Raw genomic sequence first — 25,347 nt, 5'->3', positions numbered from 1 at the left:
CCAGCGGCTAGGGCTGTACCCGGTGCGGGCGGTGGTTTGAGGGGGAGGCCTTGGTCGAGGGCTTACATGACCAAGCCATGCTCCTGCCAGTCGCGCGGGATAAGATTATAGGGACCGGGGGATGTCATGACAAATGAGATAGCCCTTGCAGCCATCCCCATGGACGCGTCAAATAGGGTGGCATTTCCGGGTAGGGAACCTTGTTCGCCCCTTTCTATCGCCACGCCGGAACACGCCATGCGCGGCGGCGCCATGGTCACAGGCGCCCTAGGCCCAATTGACAATCCACCGCGTGGTTCTATAGTAGGCGAATTATTTTCGCTGGCATGGCAAGCAAGACAAAGACTTAGGTAAAAGAGGAGGCCATAATGGCTGACAGGAAAGCGCAGTTGACGGTAGAAGGGTTGGACAAGACGATCGAGTTCCCTGTCTACTCCGGCACCGTCGGGCCTGATGTGATCGACGTCCGCGGCCTGACCAGCGAAGGTCTGTTCACATACGACCCGGGCTTCGTCGCCACCGCCTCCTGCGAATCAAGCATCACCTACATCGATGGTGCTGCGGGCGTTCTTCTCCACCGCGGTTACCCTATCGGCCAACTGGCCGAGCACTCCAATTACGTCGAGCTCTGTTATCTACTGTTGTTCGGAGAGCTCCCCAGCAAGGCACAATACGACGACTTCGCGGCCACCGTGAGAAATCACACCATGGTCCACGAACAACTCGTCAACTTCTTCAAGGGCTTCCGCCGCGACGCCCACCCGATGGCGATCCTGTGCGGCGTCGTCGGAGGCCTGGCCGCCTTCTACCACGACAATCTGGACATCACCAAGGAAGAAGAGCGCCGCGTCAGTGCGATTCGCCTGATCGCCAAGATGCCGACCCTCGCCGCGATGTGCCACAAGTACAACATCGGCCAACCATTCAATTATCCGCGCAACGATCTCGATTACGCGGAGAACTTCCTCTACATGATGTTCGGCAACCCGTGTGAAAGCTACGAGGTCAACCCGGTTTTCGCCAAGGCCATGGATCGGATCTTCATGCTGCACGCCGACCATGAACAGAACGCCTCCACCTCCACGGTGCGCCTGGCAGGCTCGACGGGCGCCAACCCCTTCGCCTGCATCAGCGCCGGCATCGCAGCGCTGTGGGGGCCAGCCCACGGTGGCGCCAACGAAGCCGTGCTCAACATGCTCGACGAGATCGGGGATGACTCCGAGGAGAACATCCAACGTTTCATCGACCGCGCCAAGGATAAGGATGACCCGTTCAAGCTGATGGGCTTTGGCCACCGCGTCTATCGCAATTTCGACCCGCGCGCCAAGGTCATGAAGGAAACCTGCGATGAAGTGCTGGGCGAGCTCGGCAAGGCCGACGACGTGCAACTCAAGATCGCCAAGCGGCTCGAGCAGATCGCATTGGAAGACGACTACTTCATCGAGCGCAAGCTCTACCCGAACGTCGACTTCTATTCCGGCATTATCCTCAAGGCGATCGGCATTCCGACCAACATGTTTACCGTCATCTTCGCCATGGCCCGCACGATTGGCTGGACGTCTCACTGGAACGAAATGATCAGCGGCAGCTATCGCATCAGCCGCCCGCGTCAGCTCTATATCGGCCATTCCCAGCGGGACTACCCCACCAAGTAACTTGTAGCCAACACTTGGCCGCCCCACTCCTGGCCACAGGTTACTGGCACACAAGCATCATGGACCGCCTGCAGGGCGGTCCATTGCGTTGGACCTCCCCTACTTCCCCCTCCTGAAGACCTTCATTCCCACAGCCTGGTTTTTCTGTACTGACGTCGTTGAGCGTTTTCCACACTTTCTGTGGATAAACCTGTTCAAAACCTTTAGGTAGTTCGCCAGAAACACCATGACAAGGCGGTTACGCTCAAATCGGTCAATTTTTGACCTATTATAAGTGGTTGAAAAATAGTATTTTTTTCAATAACGCGCAATATGACGGGCCTTAGCCGGTGTTATACACAACACGAAGACCAAGACGAAACGGCAGTGGACAAAGTCCCAGAGGTGTCAAGGGGGAAAACGTATAAAAACGTCTAATAGCTAAGGCAGGCAGAGACAAAAAAAGACGCTTGCGCGTCTCTGGTATCGCCATTATTGCTGGCAAGAAAAAGTGGCGTCCCATAGGGGGTTTGAACCCCTGTTACCGCCGTGAAAGGGCGGTGTCCTGGACCACTAGACGAATGGGACGCATTGTCTTGATGCTTGGTGGAGCCTAGCGGGATCGAACCGCTGACCTCAACACTGCCAGTGTTGCGCTCTCCCATCTGAGCTAAGGCCCCGCGCCTCAAGACGGTGCGTAGAATACTGATTCTACCTGGCTTCGTCAATATCTTTCGATACGTAAGAAGGAAGAAGGAAGAAGGAAGAAGGAAGGCAGTAGTATCTAGGGTTTCTGCCCTCTTCAAGCTGCGTTGCAGCGTTCTTCCTTCTTCCAGGCACGCAGCGCCGCTCTGCGAGATTACAGCTCCCGATATTCTTTCTCGAAGCGTTTGGCCTGCTTCTTGGAAACGCCACCCAACACCTGGGTGGCATGGCGCAGGCGCGCCCGTGTCATATCCGAACCGAGAATCGCCATGGCATCAAGCACCGAGGTGGAAGTCGCACTCCCCGTGACGGCGATGAAGACCGGCGCCAGGAACGCTTTCATCTTCATATTGAACGCCTCGGCCAGGAACTTGACCTCGTCGAGCAAGGCTTCCTTGTGCCAACTGGGAACGCTTTCCAGACGCCAGGTCAAAAACTGCAGAAGTTTGAGCAGGTCTTCATTCTCGAGCTTAATGCTCTCAAAACTGGAGGCCTCGAGCGGCGGCACCCCCGAAAAGAAATGCCCGGCCAGCGGCATGACATCGGAGAGTGTCGAGATCCGCGGACGTACCTGCGGCAGGATCTGGTTGACGTAATCCTCGTTGAAGGCCCACTCTCTCAGAGCCTTCAACAAGGCGGCATCGTCCAAGTCCTCGCGAATATAGACTCCGTTGAGCCAAGTGAGCTTCTCCAGGTCGAACACCGGGCCACCCAGCGACACGCGCTGAATATCGAAGTTCGCCATCATCTCCTCTAGGGTGAACTTCTCGCGGTCATCGGGCATCGACCAGCCCATGCGGCCTAGATAGTTAGTCACCGCCTGCGGCAAAAAGCCCATGCGTCGATAATAATTGATCGAGGTCGGATTCTTGCGCTTGGACAACTTCGACTTGTCCGGGTTGCGCAGCAACGGCATATGGCACAGCGTCGGCATCGGCCAATCGAAGTACTCATACAACAGCTTGTGCTTGGGTGCCGAGTTAATCCACTCCTCACCGCGCATGACATGAGTGATGCCCATCAGATGGTCGTCGACGACATTGGCCAAGTGATAGGTCGGCATGCCGTCTGATTTGAGCAGGATTTGGGCATCGACCTGCGCCCAGTCGACTTCAATCTCGCCACGCAGCATGTCACTGACAACGCAACTGCCTTCACCCGGTACTTTCATGCGCACCACGTAAGGCCACTGTTCCCGCTCGCGACGCGCCACTTCTTCGTCGACAAGCGCGAGATCGGCCGGCTTGAGCGCCAAGTGCAGCCCCGCCGCCTTGCGCGTCTCACGCAGCTCATCGAGTTCTTCGCTGGTCCGATAGCACTTGAACGCATGCCCGGCGTCGAGCAACTGCTGCGCATATTGCGTATAGATGTCGCCACGCTCGCTCTGCCGGTACGGGCCATGCGGGCCACCGATATCGGGGCCTTCATCCCACTCGAGCCCCAGCCAGCGCAGCGAGTCGAGGATCATCTGCTCCGACTCGGCCGTCGAACGCACCCGATCTGTATCCTCGATGCGGAGGATGAACTGCCCGCCATGCTGCCGCGCAAAGCATAGATTGAACAGCGCGATATAGGCCGTGCCGACATGAGGATCGCCGGTCGGCGACGGCGCAATACGTGTACGTACGGTCATGAAGTTCCCGATCATTGGTGACTGACGATGGCATCATTATACGCATGCACCTACCCGGCATCAGCACCGCCGAGACAAACGCATCGGATAGGCCCTATGGCACTCGTCCAGCACGTTCTTCACAAGGCCAGATGCTCGCGAAACCACTCGGTGATGAAATCGAGGTAAGCCCGGGTCTTGTCGGGCAGATATTTGCGCGAGCGGAACAACACCAACATGCTGCCGTGCTCGTTCCAATACGGTTGCAAGAGGGGTGTCAGCTGCCCTTCCTCCACCGCCGCGCGCGCCGCGAATGTCGGCAGGTAAGCCAAGCCGAACCCTGCCTTTGCCGCTTCGACCACCCCCAGCAGATTATTGATCACTAGACGTGAGTTGGGCTCGATATCCAGCGGCTGTCCATTGAGCGAAAAGCGCCAGTGAGCGCCGAGATCGTAATTGCCGTAGAACACTGTATCGAACTCGGCGATGTCCTTGGGATGCAGCGGTCGCCCGACACGAGCGAGATAATCCGGCGCGGCGTACAGGCCATACACCACTTTGCACAGCGGACGCGACACCAGGCTCGAAGGCGGCATCGGCCCCATGCGAATGGCCAGATCCACCGACTCGTCGATGGGCTCGAAGCGCTGATCCTCAAGCAGGATTTCCACCGACATCTCGGGATAGCGGCGCATGAAGGCCGTCGTCGGCGCCGCCAAGTACATGAAGCCGAAGCTCACCTGGGCACTGACCTTGAGTTGCCCCCGAGGTTGCGACGTCACCGACTGCACCTGCGCCTCCGCCGTCTGCAACTCTTCGATGACCCGCAACCCATGCTCGTAATAGATCTGTCCAGCTTCCGTGAGGCGCAGCGAACGCGTCGAACGATTTAATAGACTGACGCTCAACTCATCCTCGAGTGCAGCCACACGCTTGGAAGCCAACGACTTGGAAATACTCAGACGCCGCGCCGCTGAGGTAAAACTGCCCGCACGAACGACCTCGACGAAGACACGCAATGCATCCAGTGTCGTCATGTTGAAGATACTCCGACATACTAGTTTCCAAATTAGAAACACTAGTTTTCGATTGTACCCTCTTATTACGCAAAGGCCGACTGCCTATACTGGGCGCGCTCGGGCAAGCGATGTATCGCTCCCGACATGCGTGGCCTTTTCTAGCGAAGTTGCCACGCGCACGCTAACGGTGCTCGACGGCTTCGGCTTTCCTGCGCCGTGTGGCGTCTTCAGTGAAACGAGCTTTTCTTTGCGCCACCAGGCTGTTCTCCGGGACGGCCGGCGCTCTTTTCTTCCTCATTCTCTCCTTCCCTCATTGCCGTCCGAATACGGCATACGCAATACGTGCTGTTCATAACCCTCAACCCGAAACATACTTTGCCATTGGCTGGATATGCTAACGCGTTCACCTCATGGCGAGATGTCTACATGGACGCACTGGGACCCCGGATCAAGCAGCTAAGGATAGACGCCGGCTTGAGCAAGGCTGCATTAGCCAGACGTGTCGGCGTATCGGACGTCACGATTTCCTATTGGGAATCCGGCACGATTAGACAAGTCGGACACGAGCGGCTCATCGCGCTGGCCGAGGCGCTGCATTGCCCGCTCGAGCGACTACTCGAAGATGGCACTGCCGTCTCCACATCCACGGCTTCACAACGTATCACCGAGGACGTGGCCGGTAATGCACGCCTCTTGGCACTACACACCATGCCCCCGGTGCCGTGGGAAGCTCACACGCTCGCTGCCCCTCTTCCCAGTTCGGGTACCTCAATCGACGCCCTCGTTCGGGGGTGTTACCTAGTGACGCCAGGCACCGGTGAGACATTATCCTATCTTGAGGAAGGCGATATCGCCGCCATTCTTCCTACCTCGCACTTCCGACAGGAAGGGCTTTACCTGCTCGAATGGCGGCATGCACTCACAATCCAGCACCTGAGCCAGCCTGATCCGGAGACGTTGCATATCGTCGACCCTTCGCATCGCACTACCGTCGACCCAAACCAGCCATTCCCTTTTCGAATCGCGGGGCGCCTTCAGGCTCGCTGGCAACAGCGTAACGACAGCGATTGACGCTCACCAGCAGGCTTTCCGACCGTCTCAGGAATTCCATGGCGTACGTCTTGGTCCATACTGTGCAGACCTCATCGACGGGAGGCATAATGATGAAAGCCATTTTGCTGGTGACACTGTTCGCCCTGGCATGGCCGGTGCTGGCGGATGACGATGGTCAGCGCGACTCGCTCAACGACAGTCGACAGCGCAATCAACTGCAGCGTGAAGTCAGCAGCGATCGCGCCACCACGATCGAGCGTCGCCAGTCGCTGAACCGCAGCGAACACCGCAATGAACGTTTCGATGAGCGTCAGCGTCAAGAGCGTCAACTCAAGCGCTCTCAACGCCGTCTAGAAGACTCACAACGCTCGCTCAGAGACCAGCGCAATCAGTCGCCCTGACACAAAAAAACCCGACCAAGACGGTCGGGCTTTTATGCAAACCTGCATTTCCTTGCAGCTTTCACGGACATCCTGTCCGCGCCTCCTTGCTGTGCTAGGCGTCCTTGCTGCCTATCTTCCTTGCTTCCCGCCTTTCCTTGGCGGGCATGATCACCATGGCAGAAGAAGCGCAATAGTAAAAATAACCTGCATTAAACAATGCCAATTTAATGTCCCAGAATGTAACGTAGGCCACAGTAGCGCCATTAACTCGCACAGGAGCCGACAGACTCGACCCCAGCGATATTGCCGAGCTACCCGTATGACGTACAATACACGGCCGCTGCACCCGCTATCGTTCTTACCCCTTCACCGGAGACCGTAAATGGTTGAAAAATCAGCGAAAGACTCGCTAGCGCGGGCCCGCCGATTTTCTGTGGCCCCGATGATGGATTGGACATAAAGCCCTAAACGGCGGGACTTTCAGACATTCTGTAGCGAATCCGTAGCAACGCCACACAGAAAATGGCTTGATCCACTTTCCCTCCGAGTCTCGGGCAGCGCCTGCACGGTTGTTCTAAACGTCGCTGGTAGCCTTCACCACAAAACCTCTCGAACAGCTGGCACGCCGGAATCTGGGCAGAGGCCGCGCCGGCTTGACAATAGGATTTAACCTATATAGCCTTAATCCTATAAGTGAAGGGTGAAGCAATGTGGCCGATAGAGCAGACCGAGACGTTTGAAGAGTGGTACTTCTCACTGGACGACATCAACCGGGAGAACGTACTTGCAGCGCTCTTGATGCTGCAGGAAAGAGGGCCGATGTTGCCTCGTCCTCATGCTGACACCGTGAACGGCTCGCAATATCGCAACATGAAGGAGCTGAGGATTCAGAGCCAGGGCCAGCCTCTAAGGGCCTTCTTCGCCTTCGATCCTCAGCGGACAGGTGTACTGCTCTGCGCCGGGAACAAGAGCGGCAATAAGCGTTTCTATGATGACATGATCCCAGTGGCAGACCGGGAGTACGCTGCCCACCTGGAGTCACTGAAGTGAGGTGAAAGCTATGGCTCGTACACTGAACCAACTCGTCGCCAACGAGAATCCGGAGCTCGTCAATCGCGCCAAGGCGAAAGCTGATGCAATGCTCCTGGAACTCCGCCTATCGGAAATTCGCCAGTTGGTCGAAATGACGCAAGCGGATATGGCTGAGGCTCTAGGCGTCAAACAGCCGACCATTGCAGGTATGGAGAAAAGTGGTCAGGATCTCCGATTGAGCTCCCTCAAGCGTTACGTTGAGGCCATTGGAGGGAAAGTCCGCCTGGATGTAGAGATGCCTGACGGTACACACCGCGGCTTCCACGTGTAACCCTCTCCATCATCAGGGCCGCTGGCGAGCCCGAGTCGCGACCAAGCCATTGACCACATCAATCGTGTGAACAAGATAGCGCCCCGCCGGCCGTCGTCGGCGGGGCGCTCGCGTTTCTAGACGTCGGTAGCTTCCGTGGCGGCTTCCAAACGGCTGGACTTCGTGACCCGCTCCAACGAGACCTTCAGATGTCCACCCCAGCCACAGAACGAGTTGGCACACTGTGCGAGCACCGTCGTCGCCTCATAGATCGGAGCCGGGTCTAGCTTCTCCGGCTGGGTCTTGAGTCCTTCATCGCAGTGTGGGCATCTGACACTCATCGCGCTTACTCCTGGTTAAGGTCGGCACCGGCCAGCCTACCGGCAATGACAGCCTCAGGCACGAGCCCAAACAAAAGCGCCGCCCAGATGGGCGGCGCTTTGCTATGTGCGGGATGGGCTTTTCCCTAAGACTTAGAGCCGGAGTCATCCTCATCCGGGCCCGTTTTTATCTCCACATAGCCAGGGTCCAGGTGAGGGAAGCCTGGTTCGGCAGTGCCATCCTTGATTTGCTCCATCAGCTGATAACGGAAGCCTTCCAATAACTTCAGCATCAGCTTGGGCGGCACATCATCGTACATAGCCTCGCGATGCTCTACCTCGAAGCTCTGCTGAAGACGCGCAACGATTTCCGCGTTCATAGATCGGTTATTCGCTTTCGAGGCTTCTTTGAGAGAGTCCCGCAACTCCGCTGGCATGCGAAGTTTGTACTGAGGGTCGGTCTGCTGTGTCGTCATGATGTGAATAATGGACCACATAGGTGTTGACGGCAATAAACCTAGTAGGTACCTTTTAAGGACCTACTAGGTGCACTAAGGACCTGACGATGAAACGAACAGACCCACAGATGAAGATCCGGCTAGAGCCCGCGGTGAAAGCCTGGATCGAGACAAAAGCGAAAGCAGATGATCGACCCCAAACCTGGTTGATCAATCAGCTACTGAAGGAAGTCATGCAACACAGCACACAGCGTGCCGGTTAGAAACGACGAGACCCCAGGTGCGCCAACACCCAGGGCCTCAATGTCCGAACACTATTGGGATGGAACAGACATCATGGATATTATCAACTCTTGCCCGGAATGCAATTCTGGTGCCCACCGCTATTACCGTCAGGTCTCCGCGCATCAGCGTGCCGTCCACGCCATTGGTGCCCGCCTGGTGGCCTACCGAATCAATCGCCGACCCGAGCAACGTGAAGAGATACTGGGCATGGCTCGCATGGCACTAGTACTCGGCGCAATCGACCCAGCCACGCACACCGAGCTACTGCGGCTGCTCTACCCGCTCGACGACTCCCACCCTGTAATAACTCCCAATCAAACCACCGCTCCAACGGCCTCGATAGCCGAGGAGGTGCATTGATGAATGCACACCTGAAAGCCGCCAAGACACGGCTACGCCATCAGCTCCACGCCGAGTTGAGGACCAGCCAGCTCGCCCTTCGCCATCTGGCCCACACCTTAGAGGAAGAGTGTCGAATCGGCCGTCACATCGACATCGCTGCAACACGAGGCCACATCGAACTCATTCAGGAAATCGCCGACAACCTCGATAACGTTGGCCACTCACTCAGCGAAAAGGGGGGGTAAGTGATGGGACCTACCTACTTTGGCTTGCTCGCCGAATTCGACGGTCGCGCCGAAATCCCTCTCGAGGAGGTCGCGCCGCGCTATTTTGGCGTCAACGCGCGCACGGCCAGTGCCCGCGCTGCCGCCCAGGCTCTGCCAGTGCCAGCCTATCGCGCCGTCGATTCGCAAAAGTCCCCGTGGCTGGTCAGTGCCGGCGATCTCGCCGGGTACCTGGATCAGCGCAAAGCCGAGGCTCGCCAGTGGTGGGCCGCCGTAAATGAGTGAGGCAGCCGATATGATTCACAAATCTCTGCGTTCCTATGCCCTGTGTGACTGGTGGGCACTCGATGAAACCGCGCTGACTCAACTTCAGCGCGCCCGTCGCTCACTGGCCCTGGTGCATGAACTGGTCGAGTACCAACCGCACGGCGCGATCCCGACAGTAGAAGTCAATCAGGACGATCTTGCCGCCCTGCTAGCCCTAGTGGTCGAGAATCTCGAAGCCGTTGAGGAACAGGCGGTCGGCATGCACCGGTATGTTGCCGAGAATGCCGAAGCCGTGCGCCGGGAGGTAGCCGCATGACCCAGCTAACCCCCCTGACCTACCAACTCGGCCACGAGCCCGCGCTTGTAGTCGATGAAACATGCAGTGCCGAAACCCTGTACGACAACGCCGAGGCACGACTGGAGGCGGCTCGCGGCATGTTGGAGACGGTCGCCAGCCTTGAGGTCGCCACGCATCTACATCGTCACGACCTGGCCAACGTCGCTCAAGCCGCCCAGATTCTGGCGGCCGATGCATCGGACCTCTACCGCGCATCCCATCACGGGAGATTCCGTCCCAGATAAGCATCCAATTGCCAATTCTCGACTAGGGACAGAAGCGATGTGCCGACATGACGTACTCAACTGCGACGACCTGAAAGCAATTACGGGATATCAACGACCCGGCGATGTCGAGCGTTGCCTTCGGCAGCAGGGAGTGCACGTCTTTTACGGTAAGTCTGGGCCCTGGACGACGGTAGCCCTCATCAACAAGGCCGGCGGCCTGGTCCAAGGCGTTCCCTCACCGAGTGAAGACCTGGATCCGCATTCCATCATATAGATTCGGATGCGAGAGACGGGGCCGGTAAAGCTGCGTTGTAAAAACGCCATTTACAACAGCGACGGCTCGCCATCGGGCCCCACAGTGGTGAACCTATCGCCAAGGTGCCTAAAAGCAGGGAAAGCCGAGCAAAAGGCCGCCAAGGCATCGCTTACTTGTGCGGTGACGTTCGCACAAATCGCCCTGATCGCACTAGTGGCCTCTTGCGGCGACCCTTGTCACCAGGGCGTCCCAAGGCGACCAAGAGCCTACAAGCAAGTGGTAAATCCTGGCCACGCAGCCGCGTCAGGACGATGCGGAGGCATGGGGCGGGAAATAGCAAAGTCGGTGAGCGACCAGAGGTGTTGAGGCAATGAACGAGAACGAGCGAGTTGAGGAGCAAGCAACGGTGCGCCTGATGCGCTGGCCGGAGGTCGAGGAGATTACCGGCTTGTCACGCAGCACGTTGGCCAACATGGCGGCCAACGGCCGGTTTCCTGAACCGGTCCAAGTGTCAGCACATATTACGGCCTTTCTGAGCACAGAAGTAGCGGCGTGGTTTCAGGAGTTAAAAGCGCGCCGCGTCCACTACCAGGGCGCTGGAACCTGGAAGCGTCATGGCACCTCCGCGCAGCAAAGTGCCACCCCCATCTGACTAGGAGCCACTATGCGAACTATCCATGTAGACGTCGCCGGCGTCGACCACGAATGCGATGAGAACGAAGCCGTCGAGATGTTCCTTTCTCTCAAGGAAGGACTGGAAGATGCCGGTGTGAAGACCGAGAAGCTGTCGACGATCCCACGCCCGAATGGCAGCCAGGTCTTCCACCGACATCCGTTGGGCGTGGCCATTGCAATGACCCATCTCACCGATTGCTGAGGAGATAGTAATGACCACCACGACCCACAAGACGCTGACTCTGAGCCGCCCGGGCGGCGGCAGTCTCGAGATCCATCCCAACGAGTGGGCGGCGCTCAGCCAGGCGGTGACCAGCGCCCTGCAACTAAATGCCGATCCTACCGTGTCCCTGGAGGATCTTCCCCTGGGCGAGCAACGAGAGGCGTCACCGTTGGGCGGTGGTCGGGCGTTGATCGCTCGGCTCGATCGCCGCGCGGTTGCCCGTCCGATGGAGGGGCACTACGACCAGAATATAAACCCAGTTGAAAGCTAACGATGCCGGAAGGCAAGGAGCCAGCATGGCGAAGCGCGTCATCACCCTGAGCATTCTCAACGAGCGAATAACCTTCTACGCCAGCGACTGGCCAGCGATACAGAAGGCGGTCAACACGGCCATCAAAACTGAAGGATATTGGCAGCGCACCAAAGGCGAGCATAGCACGCCGGCGGCAAAGGGTTTCAGCGTGGCCGACAAAAGCCGGTTGGCCAAGGGGAAGGAGGTTTAGCAGTGGCCAGAAACGCAAAAGGCCCCGGGGATCGCCACAATCCCATGGGGGCCCACACCGCATTTGATTCCGTTCCCAAGATTAGCATAGCCCCAAGGTTGCGCAACCTTTCGCAACGCTCGACCCGCCTCGATACGCCTTGGGAGGGTCGCCCATGACTACCATGAAGTGGCCGTTGATGGTCAGCGCCGCCCGTGAGGTCGAACGGGCCATGGGGACACCTCAATGCCGGAAGTTCCGCCGGCAGATCTTCGAACGCTTCGAGGCCGTCGCAGACGATCTTGTTTGCGGTGCTGTGGCAGTGGCCACCACCCACGGTTACAGCAAACCGGGCAATCGCGGTAACGCCGAAGCGAATATTTGGCTTCGCATTATGCAGAAGCAACTTATGCTCGGCCCCTTCAACGTGACCCACGAGGATGAGGCTCTAGAGGACTACGCGCGTGCCAAGGCAGACGCTATCGTCGCGACCCAAGAACGCCATTACCGAACAGTTCGAGCCGGCTATGCGGAGGCTCGTCGCCGACATTTCTGGCGACCCGCACTGCCGGCAGACACCAGGCTCGCCGGATTAACCTTCCGCCGCCATGTATGGCCAACCAGCCGGGATGCCGAGATCGAGAGCCTTCGCGAAGGACTAGAGATCGCCCACAAGCACAGCCTGGACGTAGCCCCTGTGGTCGAGCTCAAGCGCCTGAGCGGTTCCCAGCGGCGCGTCATACTAAGCAAGTTGGGATCGGCACCATGGTGGCGGCGTAAGCTGCGCACGCTGGCGAACCAACGCCTCGATCAGTTCATGCGAATGGTGCGCCGAGTGCACAAGCGTGCCGGGATCTATGTCAGCGACATGGTGTTCAAGCGCTGGCAGCGCCGGCAGAACGAGAACCTGGAGATGCTCGAGGGCACCACGGCGATCAACCAGTTCGAACAGGAATACACCCTAGCCGAGCTGTCCGCAAAGAGCGTGGGCAACCGCGACATCCGTTTCAAGGAAACGATGATGCGGATCCGCGAGACCGAGGCCTTCGCCCATCGCCATGGGCATCGTGCAGTGTTCGTCACCTGGACCTTACCTAGTGCTTGGCATGCAGTACTTCAGGAAAGCGGGCAGTCCAACCCTAAATACAACGGTTCGACCCCGCGTGATGCTCACGCCCAGCTGCAAAAGCTATGGACTCGGGCCCGGGCCAAGTTGAAGCGCGACGGTATCGCCTATTACGGCATTCGTACCGTCGAACCCCATCACGACGGATGCCCGCACTGGCACATGCTGTTGTGGGTCGCCGAGGACCAGATCAAGCCACTGGAGGCTTCCCTTCGCCGCTATGCCCTGTCGATCGACCCCGAGGAGGTCGCCGGCAAGGAGCATGTTCGTATCAGGTTCGAGCACATCGACCCCACCAAGGGTAGCGCCGCCGGCTACGTCATCAAGTATGTCGCCAAGAACATCAATTGCACCCAGCGTAGCGACGAGGTCGACCAGTATGGTCGCCCAATGGATGTCGCAGCGCCGCGGATCGCCGCCTGGGCATCGGTCCACGGCATCCGTCAGTTTCAGTTCTTTGGCTTGCCGAGCGTGACGGTGTGGCGCGAGCTGCGCCGCCTGCGCGATCCCGATGACGATTCCTTCGCCGCCTCCTGTTTCGAAGACTGGATCGCGGCTACCAAGCCCGACCCAGAGGCGCTGGCCATCCTCCACGACCTACGACGCGCCGCGAACGGCAGCCGCTGGGACAATTTCCTGGAGCTGTGTGGCGGGCCTTGCGTTCCCATGACCGAGCGTCCAGCTCGCCCGTGGCGAATGACTCGCCTCGACCCGAAGGGTGAGCACGTCGACCCAAATAGCGGCGAGATTCGTGTCGATCTGGAGAAGCTCGGAATTTACGGCGAGCCCGTCGAGGCAACCATTGGCATCACTGTCACTAGCGATACCGGAGAGGCATCTTTTATGACCCGTGTCTATCGCTGGGAAATCAAGCCAACGGAGGCTGGAGGACAGCGGAGCGACGCAGTCGCGGAGCCTTGGACTCGTGTGAATAACTGTACGGGGCCTGATATCGAGCCCCGACAGCCAGGCCCGCAGGAGGCCCATGACCAAGAAAAGCGATACAAAGCATGGCGGGCCAGCACCGAAGTCAGGGCTGAGATGGAAGGCCTCGAGGAGTATGAACACCAGCTCCGAGCCGCCCTCCACCAGAAGTTCGCTCCGCAGCCAGAATGGGGCGCACCTGAGTACTTTCCTCCGGAGTTGGAAAGCTTCGAGGAAGCCACTGGGCCGGTCGAAGACCAGGGGCCGGCACCTCAAAACCCCGTCACCGCCGAGTCGCAGGCCCTGTGGCAACTGCTGATCTCGAGCGCCGAGGCTGAGCAGCGCCGCAGACTCGGCATCGACGACGAGACTACCCTTCGCCTGGCCGCGATGTTCTTCGAGCCCCCCGCCGAACGTCAGGAACGCTCAAATTGGTCAAGCCTAATGCTTGGTATCAACCGCAAGCGTACGCGTAGCCCGCGGGGCGGCCAGATGAGCGCCGAGGAGGCGCGATTGATCGCAGCGGGGCTGTGGGAGGCCCCGGCCCCTACTACACCTTTTTCCACGCAGCATGCATGACCACCACTACCATCACTGGAGAAGAGACCATGAGTATCGTCCCCGCCCCATATCGCACCGCAGCCACGGCCGGAATCCGACTTGAGACGGCTCGTGCTGAGTACCTGAAGCAACGCGAAGAGCTTCAAGACGCCGCCAAGACGCTCGACCGGTTGAGCAAGCTGGAACAGGCATCTCAGGCGGAAGCCAAGTCCGCTGCCGCCGGATGGCGGGACGCCATGCGCGCCGCCAAGGGCGAGCCCACCAAAGAGGTTCGCGAGTTTCAGGAAAAGGAGCGCTCCCTGGCTGAGCAGACTAGATACCAGCGTGACATGATCGAGGAACAGGCACCGTTGGTGGAATACCATCAAATCCTGACCCACGGCGCCCGAACCGCCTATCACCGAGCTGCCGAGGAACTCCACTACGCCACAGCGCACGAACAGCTTACCAAAGCCGCTGAAGCGGTATTTGCCTCCGGACAAGGCAAGGAGCTGCTAGGCGCGTTACCAACCATCTTCGAGCGCCTGGAGAAGGATGTTTATAACGATGTGGGGTTCATGGCCACTCACGGCCTCGACGTGTCTTCCTTCCCCGGAAAAGCCATCCGGGGACACTTAACCGAAACTTCACGGCCCGCCGTCGATAAAGAAATCCACCGTCGCCAGGCTATCGCCGTTGGCGAAATAGCTATGAAACACCTCCAACAGATTCAAGGCGAGGGCATCTCGGCTGGCGACGCCCCGGAGAAGATTGACCCACTTCCCTGCGAGGCTCCGGTATCTGAGATGGGCAACGGCATCAGAATCGGCCGCCGCAAAGCCGAGCTGGAATGCATTCTGAAGAAACAGGCCGCCTGACGGAACTGCTGGGGCCGCACGGTCCCAGCATCGCCACACCACGAAAAGAGAGCATGATGCCATGAGCCGGAAGAATTACATGCAGTGCCGCCGTCGTTGCAAGCGGCTGCGCAAGGCACAGCTCAAAATTGAGCGCTCCCTAGTTGCACTGGACCACGCTGGCGAGACCGACCAGGAAGAAGCCCGCGAGAAGCTCATCGGCTTGCGCGAGAAATCCTCAACGCTGATGGAACTGCTTCAGTTGGATGCCTGGGAAGCCCGTCAGCAATGTATGGCGAACAGCATCTCGCTACCGCCGCCGAAAAAAAGCGAAGGTCACGGCTTCCACACCCTCGCCGCCGAGGATCGGCAGCGCCTGCGACGCGACCTGGAAGCTATGACCGATACAGATGCCGAGGCGCTGGTCGCCCAAGGAGGCGGCTGATATGGCGAAGGATCTGAGCCTTCAAGTTAGGCTTCAAGCGATCGACAAGATCACCAGCCCCCTCAAGAAGATCACTAAGGGCAGCGGCAAAACCGCCGAGGCTATAAGGGCCAGCAAAGACCAACTGCGCGATCTCAACAAGCAACAGAAGGATGTCAGCGCTTATCGTCAGACCCGCTGGGCCATGCGCGGCAACCAGCGCACCATCGATGAGATGACTGAGAAGCAAAAGGAGTATTCCAAAGCCCTGGAAGGGCAACGTGAGCGCCATGTCAATATCAAAGCCAGCCTGACATCCACGCGAAGGCAATATGACAAGCTCGCTAAGCAAGTTGCCCAAGCTACCGAGCCAAATAAGAAGCTCAGTGGAGAGTTAGAAAAGGCACGTATCGCCCTAACGTCACAACAGCAAGCCTTTGACAAATCCAGCCGCGCAATCAAGACATATCGTGATCGCTCGCGTCATGCCGAGGACCAGGTTAAAAATCTGAACCGTGCCCAGCAGGGGCACCAAGACCGCCTCTCAGGTATAAAACGCAGCCTCGACGAAGCTGGTGTCAGTACCGAGGACATGACCCGCGCGGCGCGAGATCTTCGCACTCAGGAAGAACGCCTCAACGAGACCTTGGAGCGCCAGAAAAAACGCCTTGAGCGCATCAAGGACGTGCGTGAGCGGCTATCCGGCATTCGTTCCCGTGGGGGCGCCGTGTTGAATAACGGGCGCAGCCTAGCCGCCGGCGCCGGAATCGCCGGCGGCGTAGCTACCGCCGCCGTTGGCGGCCTCGGTCACAACTTCGCGTCAAGTGGCGAAGAGGTGCGCCAATGGTCGGCCCGACTTGGGATAGCTACTGAACAGCTATCGCGACTGCAATATGCAGGGAGTCAGTTCGGCGTACAGAACGACGCTATGACCGATGCTCTAAAGGAGCTTTCTCTCAGAACGGATGAATTTACTTCGACCGGCAAAGGTCCCGGTGCGGAAGCCTTCACACGCTTAGGACTAAGCCCCGAACAGCTTGAAGCCGCCTCCAACGACACTGGGGAGCTATTCAGCATGGTGCTGGGTCAGCTCCGCGAGGTGGAAAACGTCGCCGCGCGCCAACGTATCGTTGATGAACTATTCGGCGGACAAGGCGGCGAACAACTAGCCGAATTCGCCGGGGCGAGTGCCGATGAAATACGGCGTCTTGTCAACGAAGCCGATGAGCTGGGCGTGACGCTCGGTGCCCAAGACACCAAAGCTGCTCAGGAATACATGCGCGCCTGGCGTGGGGCCACTGGCGCCTTGAAAGGCGTCCGCAACATTCTGGGCCGCGAGCTGGCTCCAGAGCTCGCTGGCCTGTTCAAAAAATTCAGTAGCTGGGTGAAAACCAATCGCGACCAGGTCCAGCAGTTCGCGAAAGATTTCCGCTCAGGCCTACGCGATGTACTGCCATTAATCGTCGAGAGTGCCAAGGGTCTCGCCGAATTCGCGCGCACGTCAGCGATCATCGTTCAACGCGTGGCAGAAATGGTCGGCGGGTTCGATAACCTAGCGATCATCATGTCCGCCCTCTTCGCCAGCAAGACTATCGGCTCGGTCCTGTCACTAGTCACCGCCATCGGCGGCCTAGCCGGCGGCGGAAAAGCGATGGAAGGGCTAGGAAAGTCGATGAAGTGGACCGGTCGTCAAGCAAAAGGGCCACTAATTAGTGCGCTTAAAGGCGTCTGGAAAACGGTCAGCGGGGTAACGCTTGGACTACGCGCCTTCGGGGATATCCTGTGGGCCGTAGGGAAAGGTATGACGCAAAGCATGGCCGGTGCGCTGAAAAAACTTACCAAAGGAGGTTTTCGCGCGATTGGGCAAGCCGCGAACTGGATGGGAAGCGCTTTCCGCACCGTTAGTATTCATGCTCACGCGTTAGCGACGCGGGCGCTGCCGATGCTCGGCAATGCACTGGTGAGCCTGGGTAAGGGATTCGTCACGTTGGCCAGCGCCATCGGCCGGGCCGGGGTCGCTCTTCTAGCAAACCCAATGACGTGGATCATCCTCGGCATCGTCGCCGCCGTGGCCGCCCTCGCCGGCGCTGCCTACCTGATCTACAAGAACTGGGGCTCCATCAGCGGCTGGTTTGCCCAGCGCTGGGCCGACATCAAAGCCGCGTTCTCCGGCGGCATCGGCAGCGTCATGCGACTACTGGCCGACTGGTCGCCCATTGGCCTGCTCTACCGAGGCATCACCGCCGCACTCGAAAAGCTAGGGGTCGACATTCCCGACAAATTCAAATCTCTAGGCGGGTTCATCGTCGATGGCCTGATCGGCGGGCTCACCAGCAAGCTCGCCGCGCTGAAAGACAAAGTCACCGGAATCGCCAGCAGCGTAAAAGGTTGGTTCGCTGGCGTGCTCGATATGCATTCACCCAGTCGCGTATTCGCCCAGTTCGGCGGCTACACCATCGACGGACTCAACCAGGGTCTGGATGCCCAGCGCAACGAGCCCGCCCGGCGCATCGCGCAGATTGCCAAGAGCGTCACCCGCGCCGGCGCCGGCATGGCCCTGGGCGCGGTCACACTGCCCGCTGCCGCCGCGATGCCCGATGCCGCCGCAATGCCTGCTGCCGCCGCGATGCCCATCGCCAACGATGTCCCCATCGACACACGCGCCCCACTTCAATCGCCCGGCGGTGGGGGCGGCGTCAACATTCAAGGGGGCATCAATATCGAGGTCAATGCCAGCCCCGGCATGGACGAACAGGCCCTCGCCCGCTACGTGCGCGCCGAGGTCGAGCGCGCCCTGGCCGACGCCAGCCGCGACGCCGCCGCGCGTAAGCGCTCAGCGTTCCACGATATCGACTGAGCCATAGCCGACAGCACCAAGCGCGATCGATGCTTCGCCCCGCGACTTCGCGGGGCTTTTTTCGTGACTGCCCCTGACCACCCCCTCCACCCTCGCCGCGCCCCGCCGCGCGCCGTCGACACCCCGCCCCGCCTGCGCGCTAAACGTGTCGATTTTTATGCACTCATGCACTACGGCGCCAGGCCGCGCCGTTGCTGGGCTCGACATGGGTTTTGAGGCTGCAAGGATTTATGCGGATTTATGCACTTTTTCGGTACTCAGGGAAGAATCTCGAGCAGGCTGGCGTGCGCGATGGCTATCTAGAGCCCATTCATGTGAGTTCGAGAGCAAAAAACATGGCCAGGGCGAGCAAGAAGGCGGAAACGCGTGCAATTTACGGACTCTCTATGCCTTGCTTTCGGCCGCCGGCACCATGTCGGCACCCTCACCCTTCAACTGAAGGTTTTCGGGACGAAGGTGTGTGTAGCGCTTCAACACATCCCAGCTTTCGTGAAGCGTGAATTGCTGAACCTCGACGATTTCATAGCCTGCCTCGAACAGGCGCGACGTTGCCTCATGCCGAAGGTCATGGAAGCGTAGATCTTCGATGCCACAGGCAGCCGTTGCCGCTCTCCACCGAGTCCCTATAGATTTTCCATTGAAGGGGAAAATCCGCTCCTCACCTGCGATCCGAGGCTGCCTTTTGATGAGGGCCATCGCTTCCCGAGTCAGCTTGAAGCGCTTGTGGTTGCCCCATTTCTGCCGAGGATGCTTGGCATCACGTACCCAGCAGGTCATCGCCTGTTCGTCGAGATCCTCCCAGGTGAGACGGGTGATCTCCTCCTGACGCCTCGAGGAGGCGATGGCGAAGTCCATGATGTCTTCCATGGGGATGATCGCGCTCGGCCGAATCAACTGCGAGCGACGGAAGTAGGTTCGGATCAGCTCGACTTCCTCAGCAGTAGGCCGCCGATCACGAGATCCAGAGCGAGAAATCAGCCCTTTGCTACGTAGTAGCACCTTTGCCGACTCGAACTCATTGAGCTCCACCGGCATCTTCCATGCTGCTGCTGCCGTCTTGAGGATTATGCCCAGCCACGTGATGTCCTGGTTGATCGTCGAGGGCCTGATGCCGCTATTACGGCGCATGACGGCATGCTCTACGATCTGCTCACTCGTCAGGTCGGTAACTTGAGCTCGCGCAAGGGGAAAGCGCTGCAACTGCTGTATGGTGGCTCGCTTCGAGCGGCCAGCGTCTCGGGCAAACTCGTGTAGGTAGCGCTCAATGGCATCCTCCAGCTTCACTCCTCGCCACTTCGCGGTGAGAAGGCCACCGGGGCTCATCAGCTCAAGCTCGCGGCGCTTAGCCCACTCTTCCGCCATGGCTTTCTTGGGAAAGGTTCTCCCCTCGGAGTGAGCCTTTTGGCCCTTCCGCATAATGCGAATCTGGGCAGTGTATGCGACACTCCCATCCTTTCGTTTACGCTTACTAATAGTGGCCATCGAGATCGCTTCCGTGTAGCAAATTTACTGGAAGCATCGTAGCAGATTCGTAGCAAACCACGCTGCAAAACGTAGCAAAAAGTATGTATAAATCGGCATATCTGGAAAGGCCTAGTGCCCAGGAAAGCCCATGAACACTAGGAAAAAGCGCAACACGCTAGATAGAACCTTCTCCGTCGCTCCTATGATGGATTGGACGACCCGCGACTACCGCGCGTTCGCCCGTACGCTGACCCGCGAGGCGCTGCTATACACCGAGATGGTCACGACTGGAGCGATCCTGCATGGCTCGCCCCGCGAGCGCTTTTTAGGGTTTAGCGACGTGGAGCATCCGGTGGCGCTACAACTAGGCGGCAGCGACCCTGCTGCACTGGCGGAATGCGCGGCGATCGCTGCAGCCTGGGGCTACGATGAAGTCAACTTGAACGTGGGGTGCCCGAGCGATCGGGTACAGAACAACCTGATCGGCGCCTGCCTGATGGAGCATCCCGCCAAGGTGGCGGCAGCGGTACGCGCCATGCAGGCCGTGGTATCGATCCCTGTCACGGTCAAGTGCCGCATCGGTGTCGATGAACAAGACGAGGACGCCGATCTGGCACGTTTCATCGGCACGGTGGCAGATGCCGGCTGCGAGGTCTTCATTGTGCATGCTCGTAAAGCCTGGCTAGAAGGGCTCTCGCCCAAGGAAAATCGCGACGTTCCCCCGCTCAATTACCCTCGCGTGCATCGCCTCAAGACGCAGCATCCCGATCTGCATATCGGTATCAATGGCGGGATCAAAACGCTGGATGACTGCCAGGCGCAGCTTGAAAAGGTCGATAGCGTGATGATCGGGCGCGAGGCGTACCAGAACCCTTGGCTGCTGGCCGGCGTGGATGCCGCGCTCTATGGCACGCCTTCTACCGTCAAAAGCCGGCATGATGCAGCGCGCGCCATGCGATCCTATATCGACAAACGCCTGACTGACGGTGCCAAGCTCAATCACGTCACCCGCCACCTGATGGGCCTGTTTCAGGGTTGCCCAGGGGGACGCCAATTTCGACGTCACTTGTCGGAAAACGCCCACCGCGACGGCGCCGGGCTCGAGGTGTTCGATGAAGCACTGGCCAAGGTACGCGAGCTCGACACTGCAAGCGCCGTCGCCTGAACCGACGCTATAGCTCTTGGCGTGTCTCGAAATCGGAGTGGAAGGTTTCAACGGCGTTCTCGGCCTCTTCGATTTCATCGAAGCGCGCCACATGAAATAGCGCCTCGCCTTCATTGGCGAGCGGTAGATTGCTCATACCGATGACGATGCCATCGGCGTTGGCGAGCACTTCCTGCTCGGCATTACCGAACGGATCGGCAACGCGCCCTAGAATATCGCCTCGTGCGACACGCGCGCCCAACCGCGCTCGAGGCCGTAGGATGCCATCGATGGGCGAGCGAGCCCAACTCGAGCCATTGGCGACCTCCGCAACGGCAGGTTTATGCCGACGCCGGTCGGTGGGCAGCATGCCCAGCAAGCGCATCACGCGCTGCACACCTCTTACCCCCGGCGCGATCGCCCACTCGTCGAAACGCAACGCCTCTCCGGCCTCATAGGTCAGCACCGGCACGTTACGCGATTGTGCGTATTCCCGAAGACTTCCCTCGCGCAGCTCGGCATTGAGAATCACCGGCACGCCGAACGCCTCTGCCATGGCTTGTGTTGCGGGCCGATCCTTCATCTGCGCGCGCACCTGGGGAAGGTTGGTGCGATGGATCGCCCCGGTATGCAGGTCGACGATATGCGTGGCCAAATCGACAATTTGCTCACGGAACAGCGCCGCGATACGCGAGCCAAGCGAGCCAATCTCACTGCCCGGAAAGCAGCGATTCAAGTCACGCCGATCGGGCAGGTAACGCGTCTGCTGCACGAAGCCGAAGACATTGACGATGGGCACCGCGATCAGCGTGCCCCTCAAGCGCGATAGCGAGGCCAGCCTTAGCATCCGGCGCACGATCTCGACGCCGTTGAGCTCATCGCCATGAATGGCACCACACACCAGCAAGACCGGTCCCGGCTGGCGTCCATGGACGACCTCGACGGGAATATGCAGCGGCGCGTGGGTATACAGCTTGGCCACCGGCACATCGATTTGTGCCCGGCTGCCGGGCGGAATACGCGTACCGGCGAGTTCGAAGGGAGCGCGAGCCATGAGTGTTCCTATACCGAAGATGGCGGAGTCTTTATACCTGCCATGGCGCCTCATGGCACCCCATTCATGCAAGCGATTCTTTGTTTAGCCGTCAACGAAGAGCGCGACGAAGGTCAGCAGCGCAAGCTTTCACGCACTGCCATGACGCACAAAATGGACTCCTGAGAGCCGCGCGGGGCCTTCTGGAACGGCTTGCTCTTAAAATATACCCGAGGGGGTATATCGCAGGGTTGCCCCCCCTTCGTAACGTTATCCCCAAGCTAAGACACAAATGACCAACATTTAACGAAGGCTGGTCGAGATACAACGATGGTTCGGGAGCAAACCGTGCTGGCAACGTCTCACCCTCATTCTTATTACGCGGCGTCTGCGAATGACAAGCGCGTGCGCCCGACCCTGAAGGGTCACGTGAAAGCAGACATCTGCATCGTAGGCGCCGGTTTTACCGGTGTGTCTACGGCCCTTCACATGGCCGAAAATGGCTACAAGGTGGTTGTGCTGGAAGGTAACCGCGTCGGATTCGGTGCTTCCGGCCGCAACGGCGGGCAGATCGTCAATAGCTACAGCCGCGATATCGACTTCATCGAGCACCATTACGGACAGAAGGTCGGCGCAGAGATGGGCAGGATGGCCTTCGAGGGCGGCCGCATCCTACATCGTTTCGTCAAAGACTACGACATTCAATGTGACTTGAAGGAAGGCGGTATTTTCGCCGCGTGCAACCGTAAGCAGTTCGATGAATTGGTCGCCAAAAAGAAGCTCTGGGAAGCCCACGGCCACGAGCAATTGGAGCTGCTCGACGAACATGCCATCCAGCAATACGTTGGGAGCAAACGCTACACTGGCGGCCTGATCGATCACAGCGGTGGGCATTTCCACCCACTGAACCTGGTACTCGGTGAAGCCGCCGCCGTAGAATCCTTGGGCGGGACCATCTACGAGAACTCCCCCGCATTGCGGATTCATGAAGGCGACAAGCCGATCATCCATACCGAGGAAGGCGACGTTGAAGCAGACTACGTACTAGTCGCCGGTAACGCCTACCTCAATGGCCTGCTGCCAAAACTGGAATCCAAGGCCATCCCCTGCGGTACCCAGATCATCACCACCGAACCACTACCGGAAAGCGTGCAGCAGCGCTTGCTCCCGAAAGATAACTGCGTCGAGGACTGCAACTACCTCCTTGACTATTTCCGCCTGTCCGGCGACGGCCGGCTGATCTACGGCGGCGGCGTTACCTACGGTGCCCGCGAGCCAGAACAAGTCGAAGCCCTCATCATGCCGAATATGCTCAAGACCTTCCCTGAGTTGAAAGACATAAAAGTGGACTTCGCCTGGACCGGCAACTTCCTGCTAACGCTGTCCCGATTGCCTCAATTCGGCCGCATCGGAAAAAACATCTACTACGCACAAGGGTATAGCGGCCATGGCATCACCTGCACCCACTTGGCAGGCAAAGTGATCAGTGACGCGATTCAGGGCCAGGCAGAACGCTTCGATATTTTCGCCAGCCTGCCCCAGCACTCGTTCCCTGGCGGACGGGCCATGCAGATTCCGCTAACCGCCATGGGCGCCTGGTACTACAACTTGCGCGACAAGCTTGGAATTTGATTTTTGAGAATCAACAACCGCCGAGCCGACATGAACATCACAACTTGAGCAGGCACCTAAGCCATGAGCAGGGCTATCAGCTGGATAAGTGAAAGGTAACTGACTCGCAAGCCTTTCCGAGGAGAACTTTCCCTCCTTGGCGTGAGACTTTTGTCGTATTCTCGTAAATTATTCCACAACAATAACAGGATGGAATTTATGCGCAGTACCGTCTCCGATACCCCCGTTTCTTGGTACCGGGCCTCCATCGCCGTCGAGCTCGAACCCGCCATGCCCCTTGAAGGCGAAACAAGGAGTGATGTGTGCGTGATCGGTGGCGGGGTGACAGGCTGCTCAACGGCCTTGCACCTGGCCGAGCGTGGCTACTCGGTGACATTGCTCGAAGCCGGCGATATCGGCCATGGTGCCTCCGGACGCAGCGGCGGACAGATCCTGCCAGGGCTGGGCACCGACATCATCACCGTCCAGCAGGCCCTAGGGCTACCTCGCGCCCGCGAGGTGTGGGAGATGAGCCGCGAGGCGGTGCGCCTCACCGCCGAGTTAATCGAGCGCCATGCCATTCCCTGCGATCTGGCCTGGGGCTACCTGCACGCAGCGGTCAAGCCGCGTCATGTCAAGGAACTCACGGCCTTCCGCGAACAGATGGCCCGTGACTACGGCTACGAAGCTCTCGAGTGGCTGGAGGGCGATGCCCTGCACGAGCACGTCGTCACCGATGCCTATCCAGCGGCCCTATACGACCGGGAAGGCGGCCACCTTCATCCCCTCAACTACACCCTAGGCCTGGCCCGGGCAGCACAGCGCGCCGGGGTTCGCGTGCATGCCCATAGCGCCGCGCGCACGATCCGCCGCGGTAAGCCGGCCACGGTCACCACTGAGCACGGCAGCGTGACCGCCGATTTCGTAGTGCTGGCGACTAATGCCTATCACGGCGACCTCGTTCCGGAGCTCTCCGGTCGCGTCATGCAGGCCGCCAACTACATGATCGCCACCGCGCCACTGAGCGAGGCACAAGCGGCAAAGGTGCTACCGAAAAACGACGCCCTGGCCGATGCCAACTTCGTACTTGACTATTACCGACTCAGCGCCGATCGACGTCTGATTTACGGCGGCGAGGTCAGTTACGACGGCCGGGAGCCCCCGCGCCTTCAGGCGCGCATGGACGCCAAGATTGCCCGGCTGTTCCCGGTACTCGAGGGGGTACCCATCGAGTACCGCTGGGGCGGCGATGTCGCGATCACCCTCAATCGAGCGCCCGATTTCGGTCGTCTGGGCGATAATCTCTACTATGCCCAAGGCTACTCTGGCCATGGCATGGCCATGGCCGGGCTGGCCGGCAAGCTGATGGCCGAGGCCATCGCCGGCCAAAGCGAGCGTTTCGATGTCTTTTCCGCCATGCCACATCGACAGTTCCCAGGCGGCCACGCTCTGCGCAAGCCACTGCTGGTACTGGCAACCAATTTCTACAAACTGCGCGACCGACTCTGAATAAGGCCAACTAC

27 protein-coding genes and 2 tRNA genes are annotated in these 25,347 nt (G+C 59.1%); 21 read left to right on the top strand and 8 right to left on the bottom strand.

All coding sequences use genetic code 11. The features are described from left to right. The first annotated feature begins 368 nt into the window (after positions 1–368). Positions 369–1,655 (top strand): citrate synthase, encoded by a 1,287-nt coding sequence (gene gltA, locus SR908_RS13725; RefSeq protein ID WP_097022419.1) that lies wholly within the window; start codon positions 369–371, stop codon positions 1,653–1,655. Positions 1,656–2,146: 491 nt separating this feature from the next. Here gltA and SR908_RS13720 read toward each other — a convergent pair. The 4 genes from SR908_RS13720 to SR908_RS13705 form a co-directional block, all read right to left on the bottom strand. Beyond that, a tRNA-Glu gene (locus SR908_RS13720) sits at positions 2,147–2,222 on the bottom strand. A gap of 16 nt (positions 2,223–2,238) precedes the next feature. Beyond that, a tRNA-Ala gene (locus SR908_RS13715) sits at positions 2,239–2,314 on the bottom strand. Positions 2,315–2,493: 179 nt separating this feature from the next. After that, positions 2,494–3,972 (bottom strand): glutamate--tRNA ligase, encoded by a 1,479-nt coding sequence (gene gltX / locus SR908_RS13710; protein WP_097022557.1) that lies wholly within the window; start codon positions 3,970–3,972, stop codon positions 2,494–2,496. 119 nt (positions 3,973–4,091) lie between these two features. Further along, positions 4,092–4,988 (bottom strand): LysR family transcriptional regulator, encoded by an 897-nt coding sequence (locus SR908_RS13705; protein ID WP_097022420.1) that lies wholly within the window; start codon positions 4,986–4,988, stop codon positions 4,092–4,094. A 408-nt stretch (positions 4,989–5,396) separates the two neighbouring features. Here SR908_RS13705 and SR908_RS13700 point away from each other — a divergent pair, with 408 nt between their 5' ends. From SR908_RS13700 to SR908_RS13685, 4 genes are all read left to right on the top strand, one after another. Further along, positions 5,397–6,041: a helix-turn-helix domain-containing protein gene (locus SR908_RS13700; protein WP_246920776.1), complete on the top strand. Its 645-nt coding sequence runs from the start codon at positions 5,397–5,399 to the stop codon at positions 6,039–6,041. 89 nt (positions 6,042–6,130) lie between these two features. Continuing rightward, positions 6,131–6,424 carry a hypothetical protein gene (locus SR908_RS13695; RefSeq protein ID WP_246920774.1) on the top strand — a complete coding sequence of 98 codons (294 nt, stop codon included), beginning with the start codon at positions 6,131–6,133 and terminating at the stop codon, positions 6,422–6,424. A gap of 690 nt (positions 6,425–7,114) precedes the next feature. Next, on the top strand, positions 7,115–7,456 hold the full coding sequence (locus SR908_RS13690) for a type II toxin-antitoxin system RelE/ParE family toxin (protein ID WP_246920771.1): 342 nt from the start codon (positions 7,115–7,117) through the stop codon (positions 7,454–7,456). 10 nt (positions 7,457–7,466) lie between these two features. Beyond that, positions 7,467–7,769 carry a helix-turn-helix domain-containing protein gene (locus tag SR908_RS13685; protein WP_246920768.1) on the top strand — a complete coding sequence of 101 codons (303 nt, stop codon included), beginning with the start codon at positions 7,467–7,469 and terminating at the stop codon, positions 7,767–7,769. Positions 7,770–7,885: 116 nt separating this feature from the next. Here the strand turns inward: SR908_RS13685 and SR908_RS13680 are convergent, their stop codons facing one another. Both SR908_RS13680 and SR908_RS13675 read right to left on the bottom strand, forming a co-directional pair. Continuing rightward, positions 7,886–8,089 (bottom strand): hypothetical protein, encoded by a 204-nt coding sequence (locus tag SR908_RS13680; RefSeq protein ID WP_246920765.1) that lies wholly within the window; start codon positions 8,087–8,089, stop codon positions 7,886–7,888. A gap of 125 nt (positions 8,090–8,214) precedes the next feature. Beyond that, positions 8,215–8,544, bottom strand: a complete 330-nt coding sequence (locus tag SR908_RS13675) for an Arc family DNA-binding protein (RefSeq protein ID WP_246920763.1) — start codon at positions 8,542–8,544, stop codon at positions 8,215–8,217. A gap of 318 nt (positions 8,545–8,862) precedes the next feature. Here SR908_RS13675 and SR908_RS13670 point away from each other — a divergent pair, with 318 nt between their 5' ends. The 13 genes from SR908_RS13670 (at position 8,863) to SR908_RS13610 (ending at position 18,572) form a co-directional block, all read left to right on the top strand. Further along, on the top strand, positions 8,863–9,171 hold the full coding sequence (locus SR908_RS13670; protein WP_246920760.1) for a hypothetical protein: 309 nt from the start codon (positions 8,863–8,865) through the stop codon (positions 9,169–9,171). Beyond that, a complete protein-coding gene (locus SR908_RS13665; protein WP_246920758.1) occupies positions 9,171–9,398 on the top strand; it encodes a hypothetical protein in 228 nt (75 codons plus the stop codon). Before SR908_RS13670 ends, SR908_RS13665 begins: the two co-directional genes overlap by 1 nt. A 3-nt stretch (positions 9,399–9,401) precedes the next feature. Further along, complete coding sequence (locus SR908_RS13660) at positions 9,402–9,662, top strand: pyocin activator PrtN family protein (protein ID WP_246920983.1); 261 nt, start codon at positions 9,402–9,404, stop codon at positions 9,660–9,662. 10 nt (positions 9,663–9,672) lie between these two features. Continuing rightward, positions 9,673–9,960, top strand: a complete 288-nt coding sequence (locus tag SR908_RS13655) for a hypothetical protein (RefSeq protein ID WP_246920756.1) — start codon at positions 9,673–9,675, stop codon at positions 9,958–9,960. Then, positions 9,957–10,226 (top strand): hypothetical protein, encoded by a 270-nt coding sequence (locus SR908_RS13650; protein ID WP_246920752.1) that lies wholly within the window; start codon positions 9,957–9,959, stop codon positions 10,224–10,226. Before SR908_RS13655 ends, SR908_RS13650 begins: the two co-directional genes overlap by 4 nt. A gap of 608 nt (positions 10,227–10,834) precedes the next feature. After that, the gene (locus SR908_RS13645) at positions 10,835–11,116 is read left to right on the top strand and encodes a helix-turn-helix transcriptional regulator (protein ID WP_246920749.1); all 282 of its coding nucleotides are present in this window, start codon (positions 10,835–10,837) and stop codon (positions 11,114–11,116) included. 12 nt (positions 11,117–11,128) lie between these two features. After that, positions 11,129–11,341, top strand: a complete 213-nt coding sequence (locus tag SR908_RS13640) for a hypothetical protein (RefSeq protein ID WP_246920747.1) — start codon at positions 11,129–11,131, stop codon at positions 11,339–11,341. 10 nt (positions 11,342–11,351) lie between these two features. Next, the gene (locus tag SR908_RS13635; RefSeq protein ID WP_246920745.1) at positions 11,352–11,633 is read left to right on the top strand and encodes a hypothetical protein; all 282 of its coding nucleotides are present in this window, start codon (positions 11,352–11,354) and stop codon (positions 11,631–11,633) included. Positions 11,634–11,658: 25 nt separating this feature from the next. Next, positions 11,659–11,865 (top strand): hypothetical protein, encoded by a 207-nt coding sequence (locus SR908_RS13630; protein WP_246920743.1) that lies wholly within the window; start codon positions 11,659–11,661, stop codon positions 11,863–11,865. A gap of 154 nt (positions 11,866–12,019) precedes the next feature. Further along, a complete protein-coding gene (locus tag SR908_RS13625; protein ID WP_246920741.1) occupies positions 12,020–14,473 on the top strand; it encodes a replication endonuclease in 2,454 nt (817 codons plus the stop codon). A gap of 29 nt (positions 14,474–14,502) precedes the next feature. Continuing rightward, positions 14,503–15,312, top strand: a complete 810-nt coding sequence (locus SR908_RS13620; RefSeq protein WP_246920739.1) for a TMEM199/VMA12 family vacuolar ATPase assembly factor — start codon at positions 14,503–14,505, stop codon at positions 15,310–15,312. A 61-nt stretch (positions 15,313–15,373) separates the two neighbouring features. Beyond that, the gene (locus tag SR908_RS13615) at positions 15,374–15,736 is read left to right on the top strand and encodes a hypothetical protein (RefSeq protein WP_246920737.1); all 363 of its coding nucleotides are present in this window, start codon (positions 15,374–15,376) and stop codon (positions 15,734–15,736) included. 1 nt (position 15,737) lies between these two features. Beyond that, the gene (locus SR908_RS13610; protein WP_246920735.1) at positions 15,738–18,572 is read left to right on the top strand and encodes a phage tail tape measure protein; all 2,835 of its coding nucleotides are present in this window, start codon (positions 15,738–15,740) and stop codon (positions 18,570–18,572) included. A 384-nt stretch (positions 18,573–18,956) separates the two neighbouring features. Here SR908_RS13610 and SR908_RS13605 read toward each other — a convergent pair whose 3' ends face one another. Then, positions 18,957–19,934 carry a tyrosine-type recombinase/integrase gene (locus tag SR908_RS13605; protein WP_246920732.1) on the bottom strand — a complete coding sequence of 326 codons (978 nt, stop codon included), beginning with the start codon at positions 19,932–19,934 and terminating at the stop codon, positions 18,957–18,959. 250 nt (positions 19,935–20,184) lie between these two features. On the opposite strand from SR908_RS13605, the gene dusA reads away from it, so the two are divergent. Continuing rightward, on the top strand, positions 20,185–21,201 hold the full coding sequence (gene dusA / locus SR908_RS13600) for a tRNA dihydrouridine(20/20a) synthase DusA (RefSeq protein WP_246920729.1): 1,017 nt from the start codon (positions 20,185–20,187) through the stop codon (positions 21,199–21,201). A gap of 7 nt (positions 21,202–21,208) precedes the next feature. Here dusA and SR908_RS13595 read toward each other — a convergent pair whose 3' ends face one another. Further along, positions 21,209–22,234, bottom strand: a complete 1,026-nt coding sequence (locus tag SR908_RS13595) for a succinylglutamate desuccinylase/aspartoacylase family protein (protein ID WP_097022428.1) — start codon at positions 22,232–22,234, stop codon at positions 21,209–21,211. A 309-nt stretch (positions 22,235–22,543) separates the two neighbouring features. On the opposite strand from SR908_RS13595, the gene SR908_RS13590 reads away from it, so the two are divergent. Beyond that, positions 22,544–23,845 carry an NAD(P)/FAD-dependent oxidoreductase gene (locus tag SR908_RS13590; protein WP_246920726.1) on the top strand — a complete coding sequence of 434 codons (1,302 nt, stop codon included), beginning with the start codon at positions 22,544–22,546 and terminating at the stop codon, positions 23,843–23,845. A gap of 198 nt (positions 23,846–24,043) precedes the next feature. Beyond that, the gene (locus SR908_RS13585) at positions 24,044–25,333 is read left to right on the top strand and encodes an NAD(P)/FAD-dependent oxidoreductase (RefSeq protein ID WP_246920723.1); all 1,290 of its coding nucleotides are present in this window, start codon (positions 24,044–24,046) and stop codon (positions 25,331–25,333) included. Positions 25,334–25,347 lie beyond the last annotated feature (14 nt).

The sequence above is a fragment of the Chromohalobacter canadensis genome (assembly GCF_034479555.1).
In the GTDB taxonomy this organism is placed as follows: domain Bacteria; phylum Pseudomonadota; class Gammaproteobacteria; order Pseudomonadales; family Halomonadaceae; genus Chromohalobacter; species Chromohalobacter canadensis.
This window is presented reverse-complemented; position numbering and strand designations above follow the sequence as displayed.

Excerpts from the sequence above, each read along its gene's own strand:
- gltA (WP_097022419.1), top strand. The coding sequence starts at position 369 with ATGGCTGACAGGAAAGCGCAGTTGACGGTAGAAGGGTTGGACAAGACG.
- gltX (WP_097022557.1), bottom strand. The coding sequence starts at position 3,972 with ATGACCGTACGTACACGTATTGCGCCGTCGCCGACCGGCGATCCTCAT.
- SR908_RS13705 (WP_097022420.1), bottom strand. The coding sequence starts at position 4,988 with ATGACGACACTGGATGCATTGCGTGTCTTCGTCGAGGTCGTTCGTGCG.
- SR908_RS13700 (WP_246920776.1), top strand. The coding sequence starts at position 5,397 with ATGGACGCACTGGGACCCCGGATCAAGCAGCTAAGGATAGACGCCGGC.
- SR908_RS13695 (WP_246920774.1), top strand. The coding sequence starts at position 6,131 with ATGATGAAAGCCATTTTGCTGGTGACACTGTTCGCCCTGGCATGGCCG.
- SR908_RS13690 (WP_246920771.1), top strand. The coding sequence starts at position 7,115 with ATGTGGCCGATAGAGCAGACCGAGACGTTTGAAGAGTGGTACTTCTCA.
- SR908_RS13685 (WP_246920768.1), top strand. The coding sequence starts at position 7,467 with ATGGCTCGTACACTGAACCAACTCGTCGCCAACGAGAATCCGGAGCTC.
- SR908_RS13680 (WP_246920765.1), bottom strand. The coding sequence starts at position 8,089 with ATGAGTGTCAGATGCCCACACTGCGATGAAGGACTCAAGACCCAGCCG.
- SR908_RS13675 (WP_246920763.1), bottom strand. The coding sequence starts at position 8,544 with ATGACGACACAGCAGACCGACCCTCAGTACAAACTTCGCATGCCAGCG.
- SR908_RS13670 (WP_246920760.1), top strand. The coding sequence starts at position 8,863 with ATGGATATTATCAACTCTTGCCCGGAATGCAATTCTGGTGCCCACCGC.
- SR908_RS13665 (WP_246920758.1), top strand. The coding sequence starts at position 9,171 with ATGAATGCACACCTGAAAGCCGCCAAGACACGGCTACGCCATCAGCTC.
- SR908_RS13660 (WP_246920983.1), top strand. The coding sequence starts at position 9,402 with ATGGGACCTACCTACTTTGGCTTGCTCGCCGAATTCGACGGTCGCGCC.
- SR908_RS13655 (WP_246920756.1), top strand. The coding sequence starts at position 9,673 with ATGATTCACAAATCTCTGCGTTCCTATGCCCTGTGTGACTGGTGGGCA.
- SR908_RS13650 (WP_246920752.1), top strand. The coding sequence starts at position 9,957 with ATGACCCAGCTAACCCCCCTGACCTACCAACTCGGCCACGAGCCCGCG.
- SR908_RS13645 (WP_246920749.1), top strand. The coding sequence starts at position 10,835 with ATGAACGAGAACGAGCGAGTTGAGGAGCAAGCAACGGTGCGCCTGATG.
- SR908_RS13640 (WP_246920747.1), top strand. The coding sequence starts at position 11,129 with ATGCGAACTATCCATGTAGACGTCGCCGGCGTCGACCACGAATGCGAT.
- SR908_RS13635 (WP_246920745.1), top strand. The coding sequence starts at position 11,352 with ATGACCACCACGACCCACAAGACGCTGACTCTGAGCCGCCCGGGCGGC.
- SR908_RS13630 (WP_246920743.1), top strand. The coding sequence starts at position 11,659 with ATGGCGAAGCGCGTCATCACCCTGAGCATTCTCAACGAGCGAATAACC.
- SR908_RS13625 (WP_246920741.1), top strand. The coding sequence starts at position 12,020 with ATGACTACCATGAAGTGGCCGTTGATGGTCAGCGCCGCCCGTGAGGTC.
- SR908_RS13620 (WP_246920739.1), top strand. The coding sequence starts at position 14,503 with ATGAGTATCGTCCCCGCCCCATATCGCACCGCAGCCACGGCCGGAATC.
- SR908_RS13615 (WP_246920737.1), top strand. The coding sequence starts at position 15,374 with ATGAGCCGGAAGAATTACATGCAGTGCCGCCGTCGTTGCAAGCGGCTG.
- SR908_RS13610 (WP_246920735.1), top strand. The coding sequence starts at position 15,738 with ATGGCGAAGGATCTGAGCCTTCAAGTTAGGCTTCAAGCGATCGACAAG.
- SR908_RS13605 (WP_246920732.1), bottom strand. The coding sequence starts at position 19,934 with ATGGCGGAAGAGTGGGCTAAGCGCCGCGAGCTTGAGCTGATGAGCCCC.
- dusA (WP_246920729.1), top strand. The coding sequence starts at position 20,185 with ATGAACACTAGGAAAAAGCGCAACACGCTAGATAGAACCTTCTCCGTC.
- SR908_RS13595 (WP_097022428.1), bottom strand. The coding sequence starts at position 22,234 with ATGGCTCGCGCTCCCTTCGAACTCGCCGGTACGCGTATTCCGCCCGGC.
- SR908_RS13590 (WP_246920726.1), top strand. The coding sequence starts at position 22,544 with ATGGTTCGGGAGCAAACCGTGCTGGCAACGTCTCACCCTCATTCTTAT.
- SR908_RS13585 (WP_246920723.1), top strand. The coding sequence starts at position 24,044 with ATGCGCAGTACCGTCTCCGATACCCCCGTTTCTTGGTACCGGGCCTCC.